At 63.7% G+C, this 15,695-nt stretch carries 14 protein-coding genes; 8 read left to right on the top strand and 6 right to left on the bottom strand.

Annotated features, from left to right (window positions below; all coding sequences use genetic code 11):
• Positions 1-84 precede the first annotated feature (84 nt).
• Positions 85-1,185, top strand: a complete 1,101-nt coding sequence (gene dinB, locus OU999_04605; GenBank protein ID WAC24478.1) for a DNA polymerase IV — start codon at positions 85-87, stop codon at positions 1,183-1,185.
• Here the strand turns inward: dinB and OU999_04600 are convergent, their stop codons facing one another.
• On the bottom strand, positions 1,186-1,653 hold the full coding sequence (locus OU999_04600) for an NUDIX domain-containing protein (protein WAC24477.1): 468 nt from the start codon (positions 1,651-1,653) through the stop codon (positions 1,186-1,188).
• A gap of 13 nt (positions 1,654-1,666) precedes the next feature.
• The gene (gyrB, locus tag OU999_04595) at positions 1,667-4,180 is read right to left on the bottom strand and encodes a DNA topoisomerase (ATP-hydrolyzing) subunit B (GenBank protein ID WAC24476.1); all 2,514 of its coding nucleotides are present in this window, start codon (positions 4,178-4,180) and stop codon (positions 1,667-1,669) included.
• Positions 4,181-4,345: 165 nt separating this feature from the next.
• Between gyrB and OU999_04590 the strand changes: the two genes are divergently transcribed.
• The 4 genes from OU999_04590 to OU999_04575 all read left to right on the top strand — a co-directional run bounded on the left by OU999_04590 (position 4,346) and on the right by OU999_04575 (position 10,192).
• Entirely contained in the window at positions 4,346-4,897 is a 552-nt protein-coding gene (locus OU999_04590; GenBank protein ID WAC24475.1) for a hypothetical protein, read from the top strand.
• A gap of 112 nt (positions 4,898-5,009) precedes the next feature.
• Positions 5,010-6,569, top strand: coding sequence for a class I adenylate-forming enzyme family protein (locus tag OU999_04585; protein WAC25346.1), 1,560 nt, complete (start codon positions 5,010-5,012; stop codon positions 6,567-6,569).
• Positions 6,570-6,602: 33 nt separating this feature from the next.
• Entirely contained in the window at positions 6,603-8,168 is a 1,566-nt protein-coding gene (gene guaA / locus OU999_04580; GenBank protein WAC24474.1) for a glutamine-hydrolyzing GMP synthase, read from the top strand.
• A 110-nt stretch (positions 8,169-8,278) separates the two neighbouring features.
• Complete coding sequence (locus OU999_04575) at positions 8,279-10,192, top strand: acyltransferase (GenBank protein WAC24473.1); 1,914 nt, start codon at positions 8,279-8,281, stop codon at positions 10,190-10,192.
• Between the two features lie 58 nt (positions 10,193-10,250).
• Here OU999_04575 and OU999_04570 read toward each other — a convergent pair whose 3' ends face one another.
• On the bottom strand, positions 10,251-10,871 hold the full coding sequence (locus tag OU999_04570) for a pyridoxamine 5'-phosphate oxidase family protein (protein WAC24472.1): 621 nt from the start codon (positions 10,869-10,871) through the stop codon (positions 10,251-10,253).
• 94 nt (positions 10,872-10,965) lie between these two features.
• Here OU999_04570 and lipA point away from each other — a divergent pair, with 94 nt between their 5' ends.
• Positions 10,966-11,907 (top strand): lipoyl synthase, encoded by a 942-nt coding sequence (gene lipA, locus OU999_04565; protein WAC24471.1) that lies wholly within the window; start codon positions 10,966-10,968, stop codon positions 11,905-11,907.
• Between the two features lie 6 nt (positions 11,908-11,913).
• Positions 11,914-12,378 carry a type II toxin-antitoxin system RatA family toxin gene (locus tag OU999_04560; GenBank protein ID WAC24470.1) on the top strand — a complete coding sequence of 155 codons (465 nt, stop codon included), beginning with the start codon at positions 11,914-11,916 and terminating at the stop codon, positions 12,376-12,378.
• Here the strand turns inward: OU999_04560 and OU999_04555 are convergent.
• From OU999_04555 to OU999_04545, 3 genes are read right to left on the bottom strand one after another with little or no spacing between them, the layout of a single operon-like run.
• A complete protein-coding gene (locus OU999_04555) occupies positions 12,336-12,839 on the bottom strand; it encodes a CinA family protein (protein WAC24469.1) in 504 nt (167 codons plus the stop codon). The two genes, OU999_04560 and OU999_04555, sit on opposite strands and share 43 nt — an antisense overlap.
• A complete protein-coding gene (locus OU999_04550; protein WAC24468.1) occupies positions 12,836-13,387 on the bottom strand; it encodes a hypothetical protein in 552 nt (183 codons plus the stop codon). Before OU999_04550 ends, OU999_04555 begins: the two co-directional genes overlap by 4 nt.
• Complete coding sequence (locus OU999_04545; GenBank protein ID WAC24467.1) at positions 13,384-14,598, bottom strand: bifunctional 2-C-methyl-D-erythritol 4-phosphate cytidylyltransferase/2-C-methyl-D-erythritol 2,4-cyclodiphosphate synthase; 1,215 nt, start codon at positions 14,596-14,598, stop codon at positions 13,384-13,386. Before OU999_04545 ends, OU999_04550 begins: the two co-directional genes overlap by 4 nt.
• Before the next feature lie 87 nt (positions 14,599-14,685).
• Here OU999_04545 and dusB point away from each other — a divergent pair, with 87 nt between their 5' ends.
• Positions 14,686-15,693, top strand: a complete 1,008-nt coding sequence (dusB, locus tag OU999_04540) for a tRNA dihydrouridine synthase DusB (GenBank protein ID WAC24466.1) — start codon at positions 14,686-14,688, stop codon at positions 15,691-15,693.
• The last annotated feature ends 2 nt before the right edge of the window (positions 15,694-15,695 follow it).

Here is a 15,695-nt window from a genome sequence, read left to right as displayed (position 1 = left end):
GTGTTCTCATTGTGCATTGCACCATAATGGGCGCTTGTCCGGCGATTGCCAACCGCGCGCGTGATTTCTATTTTGTCCCTACCCATGGACGACACAGCCGATCCCCGTCCGCGCAAGATTATCCATATCGACATGGATGCCTTTTTTGCGAGCGTGGAACAGCGCGACAATCCGGCCCTGCGCGGTCGTCCGGTGGCGGTTGGCGGATCGTCGCGGCGCGGGGTGGTGGCGGCGGCCAGCTATGAGGCGCGGGCCTTTGGCGTGCGATCGGCGATGCCGTCAGTGACCGCACAGCGGCGATGCCCCGATCTGATCTTCGTCAAGCCGCGCTTCGATGTCTACCAATCGGTATCGCGGCAGATCCGCGCCATTTTTGCGCAGCATACCGATCAGATCGAACCGCTGTCGCTCGACGAGGCCTATCTTGATGTCACCAGCAACCATCAGGCGATTGCCTCGGCGACGGTGATCGCCGAAATGATCCGCGCGGACATTCGGCGCGAGACCGGGCTCACGGCAAGCGCGGGCGTCTCGTACAACAAGTTCATTGCCAAGCTGGCGAGCGACCAGAACAAGCCCGATGGTTTGTGCGTCATCCGTCCGGAACAGGGGCCAGTCTTTGTCGCCGGTCTGCCGGTCAAGCGCTTCCATGGCGTAGGGCCGCGCACGGCGGAAAAGATGGCGGCGCTGGGCATCGTCACCGGCGCTGACCTGGCGGCCAAGCCCGAGCAATGGCTGCTCCAGCATTTCGGCAGCTGGGGCAGCTATCTGTTCGGCGCGGCGCGCGGCATCGACAACCGCCCGGTCCGCGCCGACCGCATCCGCAAGTCGATCGGCGGCGAGCGGACCTATGGCGAGGATATCTGGACCGAAGATGGTCTGCGGACCGCGCTGGAGCATGTCGCCGATATCGTGTGGGAACGGGTCGAACGTGCCGAGGCACAGGGCCGCACGGTGACGCTGAAGGCGCGTTTTGCCGATTTCCACACCATCACCCGAGCGCGGTCGCTGGGTCAGCCGGTCCCCGGACGCGCCATGTTCGGCGAGATCGGCCACGCGCTGATCGACCAGATCCTGCCCCTGCATAACGGCGTGCGGCTGCTGGGGTTGACGCTGTCGGGCCTGAGCCAGGCCGGGGAGGGGGAGGAGACTGACGAACGGCAGCCCGAGCTGCCCTTCGCCTGATCACCAGGCGTCGGAAGGCGGCAGGCCGTCGCGAATTTCGATCACCCGCCGCCGCGATGCATCGGTCAGCGCGTCGGGCAGGGCACGGAGCGGAAAGAACCGCGCTTCGAGTAGTTCCCCACGATCCGCCTTGGGTTCATCCTGCGTGGTGCCGGTGATGATCGTGATCTCGTCGGGAAACCCCTCGTGGCGCGAGAGAAAGGTGCCATGCTCACGCGCGTCGGCAAGCCGGCAACCGGTCTCTTCCAGAACCTCGCGAATGCCTGCCTGCAGCGCCGTTTCGCCGTGACCCACGCCGCCGCCCGGCAGCATGAAGCGATCGGTGGCATGATAGCTGTGCCGGATCAGCAGCACCTCGCCATCGCGCAGCACCACCGCCTTCACGCCGCGCGTCCGGATCTGGAACAGGCGGCGAAAGACCAGCCGCACCCGGTGCGCGACAATATAGGCGAGCCTGAGCGGGGTCACGCCGCGCCGATCATCAGACGTCCAGGTTCGCCACGTTCAGCGCGTTTTCCTGAATGAACTCGCGGCGCGGTTCGACGATATCGCCCATCAGCTGGGTGAACACCTCGTCAGTCACGTCGGCATCCTCCACCTTCACCTGCAACAGCGAGCGGTGATTGGGATCGAGCGTGGTCTCCCACAGCTGCTCCGCGTTCATCTCGCCCAGACCCTTGTAGCGCTGGATCGCCAGACCCTTGCGCCCGGTGGCGAGGATGGCATCGAGCAGCGCGGAAGGACGGTTGATGACCAGCCCGGTGGCGACAACGGCCTCTTCGGCCTCTTCCTCGCCGCCCTCGGTCGATGCAACAGGTGCTGCACCCGCCTTTACCAGCCGGCTCGGCGTCAGATAGACCTCGGCAAACTCGCCCGCCACGCGGTGCAGCTTGCGCGCCTCGGCGCTGTTGAGGAAGCCAAGATCGACGACATGGTGATCGGTCACCCCGCGCCAGAAGCGCTGCAGATGGTATCCACCCTCGGCCGAGATATCGCCTTGCCAGCGCGCTTCGGGGTCAGCCCCGCCCATCCACAGGGCGGCGATATCGACCGCTGCCTTGCGATCGCCCTCTGGCATGTCGGGCGAAAGGGCACCGGCCAGCGCCAGCCCTTCGATGATCAGCGGATCATAACGGCGCGGGATATAGGCCATCAGGCTCTTCATCCGGCGGGCATGTTCGATCAATGTGCGCAGATCGTCACCGCCGCGCGCACCGCCGCTGGTCTCGAGCACACGGCCCTGAAGCCCGGCGTCGACAAGATACTGGTCGAGCGCTTCATTGTCCTTCAGGTACACCTCGCTCTTGCCCTTGGCCACTTTGTACAGCGGCGGCTGAGCGATGTAGAGGTGCCCGGCGCGGATGATGTCCGGCATCTGGCGGTGGAAGAAGGTGAGCAGTAGCGTGCGGATATGCGCGCCGTCGACGTCTGCGTCGGTCATGATCACGATCTTGTGATAGCGCAGCTTGTCGAGATTGAAGTCGTCGCGGATGCCGGTGCCCATGGCCTGGATCAGCGTGCCGACCTCCTTGGACGAGATGATCCGGTCAAAGCGCGCGCGCTCGACGTTGAGGATCTTGCCCTTGAGCGGCAGGATCGCCTGATAGTGACGGTCACGGCCCTGCTTGGCCGATCCGCCTGCCGAGTCACCCTCGACCAGGAACAGTTCGGACTTGGCCGGATCGCGCTCCTGGCAGTCGGCGAGCTTGCCCGGCAGCGAGGCGATATCCATCGCGCCCTTGCGCCGGGTGAGTTCGCGTGCCTTGCGGGCGGCCTCGCGCGCCGCTGCAGCGTCGATGATCTTGGCAACGATCGCCTTGGCGTGCGCGGGGTTCTCTTCCAGCCATTCGGCCATCTTGTCGGCCATCAGGCTTTCGAGCGGCTGGCGCACTTCGGAGCTGACCAGCTTGTCCTTGGTCTGCGAGCTGAACTTGGGGTCGGGCAGCTTGACCGACACGATCGCCGTCAGGCCTTCGCGCATGTCATCGCCGGTCAGCGAGACCTTTTCCTTCTTCAGCAGGCCCGATTTTTCCGCATAGCCGTTGAGCGTGCGGGTCAGCGCTGCACGGAACGCGGCTAGGTGCGTACCGCCATCGCGCTGCGGGATGTTGTTGGTGAAGCACAGGACGTTTTCGTAATAGCTGTCATTCCATTCCAGCGCGACGTCGATGGTCACATCGTCGCGCGATCCGGAAATGGCGATGGGATCGGGCATCAGCGGCTGCTTGTTGCGGTCGAGCCATTTCACGAACGCGGCAATGCCGCCCTCGTAATACAGGTCATGCTCTTTCGCCTCGGCGTGTCGCTCATCGCGCAGGATGATGCGCACACCCGAATTGAGGAACGCGAGTTCGCGATAGCGGTGCTCGAGCTTCTCGAAATCATATTCCTGCACGTTCTTGAACGTGTCCTGAGAGAACAGGAAGGTGACCTGCGTGCCCTTCTTGCCTTCGGGCGCTGTCCCCATGACCGCCAGCGGTGCCTCGGCATCGCCGTGGCGGAAGCGCATCCAATGTTCCTGCCCGTCGCGCCAGATGCGCAGTTCCAGCCATTCGGAGAGCGCGTTGACGACGCTGACGCCCACGCCGTGCAGACCGCCCGAGACCTTGTAGGCATTGTCGTCGTTGGTATTCTCGAACTTGCCGCCCGCATGCAGCTGGGTCATGATGACCTCGGCCGCGGACACGCCTTCTTCCGAGTGGATGCCGGTGGGGATGCCGCGGCCATTGTCTTCCACGGTCACCGAATTGTCAGGGTTGAGCGTGATCAGCACCCGGTCGCAATGCCCGGCCAGCGCTTCGTCGATCGCATTGTCCGAAACCTCGAACACCATGTGGTGCAGGCCCGATCCGTCATCGGTATCGCCAATGTACATGCCGGGGCGCTTGCGCACGGCGTCCAGGCCCTTGAGGACCTTGATCGAATCCGCCCCATAGGCATTGGTGTTGGCGGGGTTCTGGTTGTTTTCCGAAGAGCTATTGCTGGTATCTGTCATGAATTTGCCATAGCCGCGCCCCTCGGGAAACCCAAGCATAACCGGTCAGTTTTGCACATATTTTCGTACGCGTTTTCGTGCCCGGAAGCGCCCCATGCCGCAAAGCGCGTGCCGCATGGCACCAGCTTGCTTGAATGCATGACCCTAACCCTATAGCTAGAACCCATGAAAGCTGCCCTGCTGCCTCTCGCCGCTGCCCTGACGCTCGCCGGATGCGCCGATCCGGAGCCCGCGGAGAAGCGTGCGCCAGGCGGTGTCAGCGCCAGTGAACGCGTAGATGTCGCGCAACCCAGCCCCACCGCACGCCCGGTCAAGATCGGCGAAGGCGGCACGCGTTTTGCGGCATGCCAGGGCAGGGGGCGCGTGGGCAATCTGCGCGGCGCAATGCTGGTCGTGCGCGATGCGCCGTTCGACGATGCCAAGCAGATCGGCGAACTGGGCGAGGACGCGCATGTCTTCATCTGCACCCGCAGTCTCGACCAGCAATGGCTGGGTGTCGTGGTGGCGACGGAGGATGGCACCAAGCCATCGACCGCCCCCCAGCCGGTGGCAGAAGAAACGCAGGAGCCCGAAGAGGCGGCAGAGGCCGCCTCAGCGCCGGCAAGCCCGGGGGTCGATTGCGGCGTTACCGCCCCGGTTCGCGGCAAGCGGCCCTATGCCGGACCCTGCCTCAGCGGCTGGGTCGAAAGCACCTTTGTCGCGGTGGTCGCGCGCTAGCCGTCAGGGCGTCGCGCAGTTTACGTTTCCGATAACCTCTTTCCTCCCGCTGATGGTCTGGGCATAGTCCGGCCAGACAGACGCCGAGCGGCGCAACGGGAGAGGCACATTGATCGACATACGCGCGGAGCTGGAACAGGAATTCGGCAACTGGCCCGGTATTGTGGCCGCATGGGGTAGCGCGCGCCTGGACGCGCCGGCGCTCGATGACGGTCTTCAGCAGATCAACTGGGGCGAGCTTTCATCCAGGGTTGATCGCATCGCCGCGCAGCTGCTGGCCGATGGCCTGCAACGCGGCCAGGCTGTCGCGATCCTCGGCACAACATCGGTGGCCTATGCGCTGGTCTATCTCGGCGCGATCAGGGCAGGGGGCTGCGCCGCGCCGCTGACCACCAGCGCAACGCCGCGCCAGCTCGCCAACATGCTTGCCGATTCAGGCGCGATCCACCTGTTCATCGACCGCGAAAAGCGCGCCGAACTTGTCGCCAGCGGCATCGATCTCGGCAGCGCGCGGCACATCATGCTGGATGGCGCGCAAGGGAAGGAGCCCGCGATCGATGGCTGGATGGCGGCAGAGGGCAGCGTGCCCGATGTCGCACCGCCCCAGCCCGGCGATCCGTTCAACATCATCTATTCCAGCGGCACCACCGGCACGCCCAAGGGCATCGTCCATTCGCATGCCATGCGCTGGCGCCAGTCGGTCGCGGGCTTTCAGGCGATCTACAGCGAGAATGCCCGGTCGATCCTGTCGACCCCGCTCTATTCGAACACGACGCTCGCGGTCTTTCTTCCCACCATGGTGCATGGCGGCCTCGCCCGGCTGATGGGCAAGTTCGATGTCGGACAGTGGCTGAAGGCGGCTGAAGCGATGCGCGCCACGCACACCATGCTGGTGCCTGTCCAATATCAGCGGCTGCTTTCCGACCCGTCGTTCGACGCGCATGATCTTTCGTCGATGCAGATCAAGTTCTGCACCAGCGCACCGTTCAGTGCGGAGCTGAAAGCCGAGGCGCTGCGCCGCTTCCCCGGCGGCCTGGTCGAAATCTATGGCATGACCGAAGGCGGCGTCGTCTGCATGCTGCAGGCGCATAACTTTCCGGACAAGCTCCATACCGTCGGCCAGCCGGTCAAGGGCCACGAGCTCAAGGTGATCGACGAGGAGGGCAACGAGCTGCCACCCGGCTCCAAGGGCGAGATGGTCGGGCGTTCGCCGACCATGATGAGCGGCTACAAGAACCAGCCCGAAAAGACCCGCGAGATGGAATGGCGCGATGCCGATGGCCAGCTGTGGTTCAAGATGGGCGATATCGGCATCATGGATGAAGACGGCTTCGTCCAGATTGTCGGCCGCGCCAAGGACATGATCATCTCCGGCGGGTTCAACATCTACCCCAAGGACCTGGAAGAGGTGCTGATGCAGCAACCCGGCGTCGCCGATGCGGCGGTGGTCGGCATGCCGTCCGAGCGCTGGGGCGAAACCCCCGTCGGCTTCATCGTTGCCGCATCCGGAACGGCGCTCGATCTCGATGCGCTGCTGGGTACGGTCAACGCGGAACTCGGCAAGACCCAGCGCCTGTCCGCGCTCTACCCGATCGACGAACTTCCGCGCAGCCATATCGGCAAGATCCTGAAAACCGATCTGCGCGCGATGCTGGCGGAGACTGCAGGCTAGACTTGGCAGGACAGGGCAACTATCGGCTCAACCATGACCATTGCCCATGACGAATCCGTGCTGATTGTCGATTTCGGCAGCCAGGTAACGCAGCTTATCGCCCGCCGGGTGCGCGAAGCGGGGGTGTATAGCGAAATCGCCCCGTTCAGCAGCGCCGAAGCCGCGTTCCACCGGATGAAGCCCAAAGGTATCATCCTGTCGGGCGGCCCCGCCTCGGTGACCGAAGATGGCAGCCCGCGCGCGCCTGACGCCATTCTCAACTCGGGCCTGCCGATCCTGGGTATCTGCTATGGCCAACAGACGATGACGCAGCAGCTGGGCGGAATGGTCGAGGGCGGCGGCGAGAAGGGCGGCGAGTTTGGCCGCGCGTTCATCGAGATTACCGACCGCTGCCGCCTGTTCGACGGGCTGTGGAAGGAAGGCGAGGCGCATCAGGTGTGGATGAGCCATGGCGACAAGGTCACCGCGCTCGCTCCGGGCTTCCGGTCGGTCGCCTCATCGCCCGGCGCGCCCTATGCGGTGATCGCCGATGACGAGCGCTGTTTCTATGCGATGCAGTTCCATCCCGAAGTGGTGCACACGCCCGATGGCGGCAAGCTGATCGCCAATTTCGTTCGCCATGTCTGCGGCTGTCGCGGCGATTGGTCGATGGCCGAGTTCAAGGCCGCCAAGATCGCCGAAATCCGTGCGCAGGTGGGCTCCTCAAGGGTCATCTGCGGCCTTTCAGGCGGTGTCGACAGCGCGGTTGCCGCGGTGCTGATCCACGAGGCGATCGGTGACCAGCTCACCTGCGTGTTCGTCGATCACGGCCTGATGCGCATGGGCGAGGCCGATCAGGTCGTCAGCCTGTTCAAGGGCCATTACAACATCCCGCTGGTGCATGTGCAGGCCGAGGCACTGTTTCTGGGCGGTCTGGCGGGGGTCACCGACCCCGAACAGAAGCGCAAGTTCATCGGCAAGACGTTCATCGACGTGTTCGAGAGCGAAGCGCGCAAGATCGGCGGCGCGGAGTTCCTGGCGCAGGGCACGCTCTATCCGGATGTCATCGAAAGCGTATCGTTCACCGGCGGACCGTCGGTGACGATCAAGAGCCACCACAATGTCGGCGGCCTGCCTGAGCGGATGAACATGAAGCTCGTCGAACCCTTGCGCGAACTGTTCAAGGACGAAGTCCGCGCGCTGGGCCGCGAGCTTGGCCTGCCCGATGTGTTCGTCGGCCGTCACCCGTTCCCCGGCCCCGGTCTTGCCATCCGCATCCCCGGCGAGGTGACCCGCGAGCGCTGCGACATCCTGCGCAAGGCCGATGCCGTCTATCTCGACGAGATCCGCAATGCCGGGCTGTACGATGCGATCTGGCAGGCCTTTGCCGTGCTGCTTCCCGTGAAAACGGTGGGCGTGATGGGCGATGGTCGCACCTATGACAGCGTCTGCGCGCTGCGCGCCGTGACCAGCACCGACGGCATGACCGCGGATATCTATCCGTTCGACGCCAGCTTCCTCCAGCGTACCGCGACGCGCATCATCAACGAGGTCAAGGGCATCAACCGCGTCGTGTACGACTATACGTCCAAGCCCCCCGGCACGATCGAGTGGGAGTGATCTTCGGCCTGCTGCAATGACTGTGGCCGATATCGTACAGATCCCAGGCGGTTCCGGCCCGTCCTTCCGGTTACGAGGTAAGTGACACAAGCTGAGGCAGGCCGCGCCCGATGGAGCACCGGAAGGAAATAGATGGACTGCGGGCGCTGGCCGTCGTTCCGGTCATATTGTATCATGCCGGTTTTGATCTGTTCAAGGGCGGCTTTGTCGGCGTCGATATCTTCTTCGTCATCAGTGGATACCTCATCACGTCGATCCTGGTCGACGACCTGAAACATCGGAAATTCAGCCTCTTGAATTTCTATGAGCGCCGCGCACGGCGCATTCTACCTGCGCTCTATTTCATGATCCTGTGCACCAGCGTGTTCGCCACGATCATCATGCTGCCTTCGCAGCTCAAGGATTTCGGCCAGAGCGTGGTCGCGTCGGTCGGGCTGGTCCCCAATGTCTATTTTTATCTGAAAACCGACTATTGGTCGCAATCGGCCGAATTCCTGCCGCTTGTGCATCTGTGGAGCATCGGCGTCGAGGAACAATTCTACCTGTTGTTTCCGCTGCTCCTTGCTTTGATCTGGCGTTTTGGCAGGGACCGAATTCTTGCACCGATCATTGTGCTCGCAATTGCGAGCCTGTGTCTGAGCGAATGGGGCTGGAGACACGATGCTGCGGCCAATTTCTATCTCGCACCAACGCGGGCATGGGAGCTGCTCGCCGGATCCATCGCCGCGCTGATCGTTCAGAAGCGGGGCGTTCAAAACAGCGAGGCGCTTTCCATGGTCGGCCTCGGGGCCATTGTCATTGCCGTTCTGGCCTATGAGCCGACAACGCCATTCCCCAGTCTCTACGCTCTCGTGCCCGTTGTCGGGACATCACTGTTGATCCTGTTTGCCGGCAAGGAAACCTGGGCTGCCCGGCTGATGAGCGCTAGGCCGCTCGTGCTGATCGGCCTGATCAGCTATTCGGCCTATTTGTGGCATCAACCGCTCCTGGCATTGTTCCGGGTTTCCAACGCCAGCGTCGATATGGCAGTCACGACGAAGCTGCTCATCGTTTTCGCCACCTTCATCATCGCCTATTTTTCCCACGGGTTCGTTGAGCAGCCTTTCAGAACAGCAGGCAAGATCAGAAAGCCTCGCCTAATCCTGTTGATGGCCCTGCCATTTTTTGTGCTGGGCACGTTTGGCCTGGCCATGCATTTCACCAATGGACTGAATGCCATCAAGATGGCCCTGATGCCTCCGGCAACCCGAGACCTTGTAGAAAAGCTTGAAGTTCAAAGAACGGCGCGAGACGGCGTGTGGAAGCGCGAGCTGGCTTTTGCGCGTGACGACTGGCCGCAGGATGGCAAGTTGCGCATGCTGTTCCTTGGCGACTCATTGTCTGCAGACCTTTATGTGGTTGCTCGCCGCTCGTCCCGAATTGCGGCACTGGCCGATGTTCGGCAGATGCCGTTGGACGACAATTGCGCCAGGCATCTCGCGACACGCGGCAACGAACTCAACCATGATGGGAGATTGTGCGCGCTGGCCGTGCCCGAAACACTCCAGTCGGATCTGTTCGCGCGAGCAGAGGTGATCGTGCTGGCTCAGGCCTGGCTGTCCAACGCGGAGTTCCTCGATACGCTGCTCGGCCGCCCCGAGTTTCGCCAAAAGCGTGTCATCGTCTACAAGACTCATGCCTTTGCCCCGGCAGACTCGCTGATCCTGTCGTTGAACGGCGATGACCAATCGTTTTCAGAATCTGGTTTTGCCGAATTCGTATATCTGAACAAGCACGGCAGAACGGTGATGGCGAATGCCGTTCTGGAATCCACCGCGCAGAAGCTCAGAATTCCGACGATCGAGGGGTTTGATGCATTTTGCCTGGAACGCAAGAAGCAGTGCGCGCTCTTCAGTGCCAGGGGTGAGCCCTATATCATCGACCAGAGCCATTTATCGGTCGCCGGCATAGCACGGTTCGAGCCCTGGCTGGCGAGGCGCCTGGATGAAGTCCTGACACGCGAAGGCGCTGAACGCGCGCCTTGAGTGGCGGCCGCGAATGCTGCCAAGCCTCTGTCGATCTGCCGCTCTCGATCAGGTGCCTTCAGGGCACCAGCCATTCGCCCTGCCATGTGCCGTCCGCACTCAACCGGAAGATCGCGCGGCGGTGGCCGGTATGGGCGAGGTGCAGGAATTCAATGCTGTCGATCGTTGCCAGCAGCACGGCAAAATTGGCGCGTCCCGGTGCGACCTCGGCTTCGTCGTCAGGCTTGCGGCCTTCGATATCGGCCGCAAGCCCTGACATGGGGTGTTCCGAAACCGTACCCGGCGCAGGATCGGCCAGATAACAGCGGCGCGCGAACAGCGTGGAGGCGGACCAGGCGCGGTCGGCAGTCTCTCCCGCTGCGTCGATGAAGCCCGTGCCGGACAGGCGGAACTGGCGCTTGGCGCCCGGATCATAGGCCAGCACCGAGATAGGGGCACCATCGCGCAGCTCATCGACCTTGGCGGCGCGGGCATCGGTGTGGAAGCGCAGCGTCGCGGTAGCCGGATCGAAGGCGCGCAGCACCATGACGCGCTGGCTGGGCGTGCCATCGGCCCGAACGGTGCCGACAACCGGCGTGTGCATCGCGCTGCGCCGATCCTTGGCGGCACGGCCCAGCCTGCGGAATATGTCAGCGCGCACCGCATCCAGATCGTCGATCACATCGTCGTTCGCATTCATCGCCCGGCCTCATCCAATTCAGGAAAGCCGATCTAGTCCCTGGCCAATTTTTTACCAGTGGAAGTGCGCTTCCCCCTGCGCTAAAGCGCGCTGCATGAACGAGATCACTCCCATCGAGACGCCAGAAGGTCGTCCGGCCCGTGTCCGCAAGCCCGACTGGATTCGCGTCAAAGCGCCGACCAGCAAGGGCTTTAACGAGACTCGCAAGCTGATGCGGGACCTCAATCTCAATACGGTGTGCGAAGAGGCGGCTTGCCCGAATATCGGCGAGTGCTGGACCAAGAAGCATGCCACGGTGATGATCCTGGGCGATGTCTGCACTCGCGCTTGCGCGTTCTGCAACGTCAAGACCGGCATGCCGCGCAAGGTCGATGTGAACGAACCCCAGCATGTCGCCGATGCCGCAGCCTCGATGGGGCTCGAGCACATCGTCATCACGTCGGTCGACCGCGATGACCTGGCCGATGGCGGCGCGAGCCAGTTCGTCAAGGTGATCGAGGCTCTCCGCCGCACCACGCCCAGCACCACGATCGAGATCCTGACCCCCGATTTCCGCAACAAGCACGAAGCAGCGGTCGAGGCGATCGTCGCGGCGCGGCCCGATGTGTACAACCACAATCTGGAAACCGTGCCCCGGCTCTACCCGACCATTCGGCCCGGCGCGCGCTATTATGCCTCGCTGCGGCTGCTGGAGATGGTCAAGCGGCTCGACCCGTCGATCTTCACCAAATCGGGCATCATGCTGGGCCTGGGCGAAGAGCGGCTGGAAGTGCACCAGGTGATGGACGACATGCGCTCGGCCGATGTCGATTTCCTCACCATGGGCCAGTATCTGCAGCCGACCCCGCGCCATGCCAAGGTGATCGATTTCGTGACCCCCAAGGCGTTCGATGCCTATGCTGCCATCGCGCGCGCCAAGGGCTTTTTGCAGGTCGCATCCAGCCCGCTGACGCGCTCCAGCTATCATGCCGGTGAAGATTTCGCCCAGATGCGCGCCGCGCGCGAGGCAAAGCTCGCCAAGCAGGCGGCACGCTGAGGCACGATGCCCTCGCACCGCGAAACCCGGCATCTGCCCTTCAGGCCCGATCAGATGTACGATCTGGTCGCTGATGTGGCAAACTATGCCGATTTCCTGCCCTGGGTGATTGCCACCCGGGTGAAGTCGGACAGCCCGACCGAGATGGTTGCCGATATGGTGGTGGGCTTCAAGCAGTTGCGCGAGAAATTCACCTCGCTGGTGCGCAAGGTGCCGGGCGAGAAGATCGAGGTCGAATATCTCGACGGGCCGCTCAAGAACCTGGAAAATGTCTGGCAGTTTGCCAGCGATGGGCAGGGCGGCTGCACGGTCGATTTCTACGTATCGTTCAATTTCAAGAACCGGCTGTTTGAATCGCTCGCCGGCCAGTATTTCGACCGCGCCTTCCGCAAGATGGTCAGCGCGTTCGAAACGCGCGCGGCAGAGCTTTACGGCAGCAACAGTTCCAGCGCCGCGAGCGCCGCTTCCTGACGGATCTCGGCACGGCTGAGCGAGGGATCGAAATTCTTCTGCTCGGCGCTGATGTCATTCTCGTTCTGACCGCGCAGCGCGCAGGCAAAGACGACGGTGCCGACCGGCTTGCTTTCCGTACCGCCGCCGGGCCCGGCAATGCCGGTAATCGCGACTGCAACATCCGCATCCGAATGCTTGAGCGCGCCGCGCGCCATGCCCCAGGCCACGGCGACCGAAACCGCGCCGAACGTGTCGATCAGCTCCGCACTGACCCCCAGCGATTCGATCTTGGCCTCGTTCGAATAGGTCACAAAGCCGCGCTCGAGCACTTCGGAGCTACCCGGAATGTCGGTAATGGCCGCGCAGACCAACCCGCCGGTACAGCTTTCTGCCAGGGCGACCTTGCGTCCGGCAGCAGCATTTTCCGCGACGACCCTCGCGGCCAACTCCGTCAGCGATTGCGGCAACAGGCTGTTCATCGTTTGGGATCCTCGCAGAGGGTGAACGGGTTGCTCTTGGCCTGACCCGGCTTCTTGCCGTCATCGCCCAGTTTCAGAAACGCGACCAGCAGCTTGCCTACATTCGCGGGCGGCAACGGTTCCAATGCGGCGTAGAACTCGTCGACCGTACCGCAATCCTCGGGCTTGATCTCCTGCTCCACCAGCGCGCTGATCGTCGCGAGCAAGAGCGGTCGCACGACATCCGGGCTGGTCCCTTCGGGCAAGGGCAGTTCGAACGCCGACAGGAAGGCACGACCGGCGCTCGGCCAGGCCTTGTCGGCGGCTGGCTGATACACCTGCGTGATGCGCGTCGAGGCGTTGCGCAGTGCCGACCGCGCCGGAAGATGCGGGGTGCACGCCTTTTGCGCACTGGCAAGCGCATTGGGGAGCGCGCTGACCGCAACCGATTCCGCCTCAGCCGGGGTCAGGCACTTGCCGGCCTGGGCCGCATAAGCGGCCTGGCTGGTCAGCGTGCCGATGGCGGCGAGTGCGGCGAGGATGCGAAGGCCGGGAAGGGAACGGATCATGCGCTTTCATCCTGTGCTGGTGGTGAGGGAAGGGGGGCCATGACGCTGGCAACGGCCTGGGCCGCAATGCCCTCGCCGCGCCCGGTAAAGCCGAGCCTTTCGGTCGTGGTGGCCTTGACCCCCACCTGATCGGCATGAAGGCCGAGGATTTGGGCGATCCGTTGCTGGATCGCGGCCTTGTGCGGGCCGATCTTGGGGGCCTCGCAGATGATGGTAAGGTCGATATTGGCGATCACGCCGCCTTTGGCGCGCACCAGCGAGCCGGCATGCTCAAGAAAGCGCGCCGAGTCCGCGCCGCGCCATTGCGGGTCGCTGGGCGGAAAATGTTCGCCGATATCGCCCAGCGCCATCGCACCTAGCAACGCATCGGTGATCGCGTGGAGCGCGACATCGGCATCGCTATGCCCGACCAGGCCCTTGTCGTGCGCGATCCGGATGCCGCCCAGCCAGAGCTCCTCGCCGGTGGCGAGGCGATGGACGTCATAGCCAAGGCCAGTACGGGTCATCATCACGGGGCGGGGTGCCTCCATCGCGAAATCCTCGGCAAAAGTGATCTTCTTGAGCGCTTCATCGCCCTCTACCAGCGCCACGTCCAGCCCGGCGGCGCGCGCGATCTGACTGTCGTCGGTAGCAGTGGCACCCTGTAGCCAGGCAAGATGCGCGGCGAGGATGGCATCGAACCGGAAAGCCTGCGGGGTCTGGATACGCCAAAGCGCCGCACGGTCGACGCTCGCACCCATCAGCTCCGCCTGGCCGCGCGCCAGGCTGTCGACCACCGGGAGGACAGGCACCGCGCCGGGGTGGACGGCCAGCGCTTTGTCGAGCCGTTTCAGAACGGCGGACGACAGATGCGGGCGGGCGGCATCATGGATGAACACCCGCTCGGTTCCGCCCAGCGCTGCGATGGCGAGCAGCCCGAGCCTCACGGAGTCGCTGCGCTCTTCGCCTCCGGTGACAAAGGTGATGCCCGCAAGTCCCGCCAGCGCCTGCTCGGCCAGAGCCTGCTGCCCTTCGCCAATCACGACGACGACGGCGCAATCCTGCTGCCATGCTTGAAACGCTTCGACACTGTGGCGCAGCAGCGGTTTGCCCTGATGCAGCGCATATTGCTTGGGAAGATCGCCGCCGGCGCGCAGCCCCTTGCCTGCCGCGACGATCAGCGCGGTGCGGCGGGGGGCGGGCTCGCCAGGACGGGACAGTGTGTCGTTCATCGGGCAGGGCGCATAGACCAAGTGCCGCTTGCTCGCCAGCGGCTTTGCGATTATGTGCGCTGCCTAAATATTAGGCATCATATCCCCATGACCCATGTTCCCGCGCTCAAGCCGATCCGGATCGGCCCGCTCCAGATCGACGAACCGGTGCTGCTCGCGCCGATGACCGGCGTGACCGACATGCCGTTCCGCACGCTTGTGCGCCGCTATGGATCGGGGCTCAACGTCACCGAAATGATCGCCAGCCAGGCGATGATCCGCGAGACGCGCCAGTCGCTGCAGAAAGCCGCCTGGCATCCGGTCGAGGAACCCGTATCGATGCAGCTCGCCGGGTGCGGGCCCAAGGAGATGGCGGAAGCGGCCAAGCTCAACGAGGATCGCGGCGCGGCCATCATCGACATCAACATGGGCTGCCCGGTCAAGAAGGTGGTCAATGGCGACGCCGGCTCCGCGCTGATGCGCGACCTGCCGCTGGCGGCAAAGCTGATCGAAGCGACGGTCAACGCGGTCAAGGTACCGGTCACGGTCAAGATGCGCATGGGCTGGTGCCATGACAGCCTGAACGCGCCCGAGCTTGCGCGGATCGCCGAGGATCTGGGCGCGAAGATGATCACGGTGCACGGCCGCACCCGCAACCAGATGTACAAGGGCAGCGCCGACTGGGCGTTCGTCGCCAGCGTCAAGCAGGCGGTGAAGCTGCCGGTGATCGTCAATGGCGATATCTGCAGCATCGACGATGCCCGCAAGGCGCTGGAGCTGAGCGGGGCCGACGGCGTGATGATCGGGCGCGGGGCCTATGGCAAGCCTTGGCTGCTGGGCCAGGTGATGCATGCACTGCGCACTGGCGAGACGCTGCCCGATCCTGACCTCGACGAACAATATGGCGTCATCGTCGAGCATTATCAGGCGATGCTGGACCATTACGGCGCTGAAACCGGCGTCAAGATGGCGCGCAAGCATCTGGGCTGGTACACCAAGGGACTGCCCGGCTCTGCAGAGCTGCGCAACAAGATGAACCAGATCGACAATCCGGATGTGGTCCTGAGCATGCTGGGCGAATTCTATCGCCCGTGGCTGCGCCGCGCCGCTGCCTGATG

Source organism: Blastomonas sp. SL216, assembly GCA_026625625.1.
Taxonomy (GTDB): domain Bacteria; phylum Pseudomonadota; class Alphaproteobacteria; order Sphingomonadales; family Sphingomonadaceae; genus Blastomonas.
Note: the sequence above shows the minus strand (reverse complement) of the source record. Positions and strands in the feature narration are given on the sequence as shown.

Bases quoted from the DNA above. Each gene is read 5' to 3' on its own strand.
- dinB (WAC24478.1), top strand. From the start codon at position 85: ATGGACGACACAGCCGATCCCCGTCCGCGCAAGATTATCCATATCGAC.
- gyrB (WAC24476.1), bottom strand. From the start codon at position 4,180: ATGACAGATACCAGCAATAGCTCTTCGGAAAACAACCAGAACCCCGCC.
- OU999_04590 (WAC24475.1), top strand. From the start codon at position 4,346: ATGAAAGCTGCCCTGCTGCCTCTCGCCGCTGCCCTGACGCTCGCCGGA.
- guaA (WAC24474.1), top strand. From the start codon at position 6,603: ATGACCATTGCCCATGACGAATCCGTGCTGATTGTCGATTTCGGCAGC.
- OU999_04575 (WAC24473.1), top strand. From the start codon at position 8,279: ATGGAGCACCGGAAGGAAATAGATGGACTGCGGGCGCTGGCCGTCGTT.
- OU999_04570 (WAC24472.1), bottom strand. From the start codon at position 10,871: ATGAATGCGAACGACGATGTGATCGACGATCTGGATGCGGTGCGCGCT.
- lipA (WAC24471.1), top strand. From the start codon at position 10,966: ATGAACGAGATCACTCCCATCGAGACGCCAGAAGGTCGTCCGGCCCGT.
- OU999_04560 (WAC24470.1), top strand. From the start codon at position 11,914: ATGCCCTCGCACCGCGAAACCCGGCATCTGCCCTTCAGGCCCGATCAG.
- OU999_04555 (WAC24469.1), bottom strand. From the start codon at position 12,839: ATGAACAGCCTGTTGCCGCAATCGCTGACGGAGTTGGCCGCGAGGGTC.
- OU999_04550 (WAC24468.1), bottom strand. From the start codon at position 13,387: ATGATCCGTTCCCTTCCCGGCCTTCGCATCCTCGCCGCACTCGCCGCC.
- OU999_04545 (WAC24467.1), bottom strand. From the start codon at position 14,598: ATGAACGACACACTGTCCCGTCCTGGCGAGCCCGCCCCCCGCCGCACC.
- dusB (WAC24466.1), top strand. From the start codon at position 14,686: ATGACCCATGTTCCCGCGCTCAAGCCGATCCGGATCGGCCCGCTCCAG.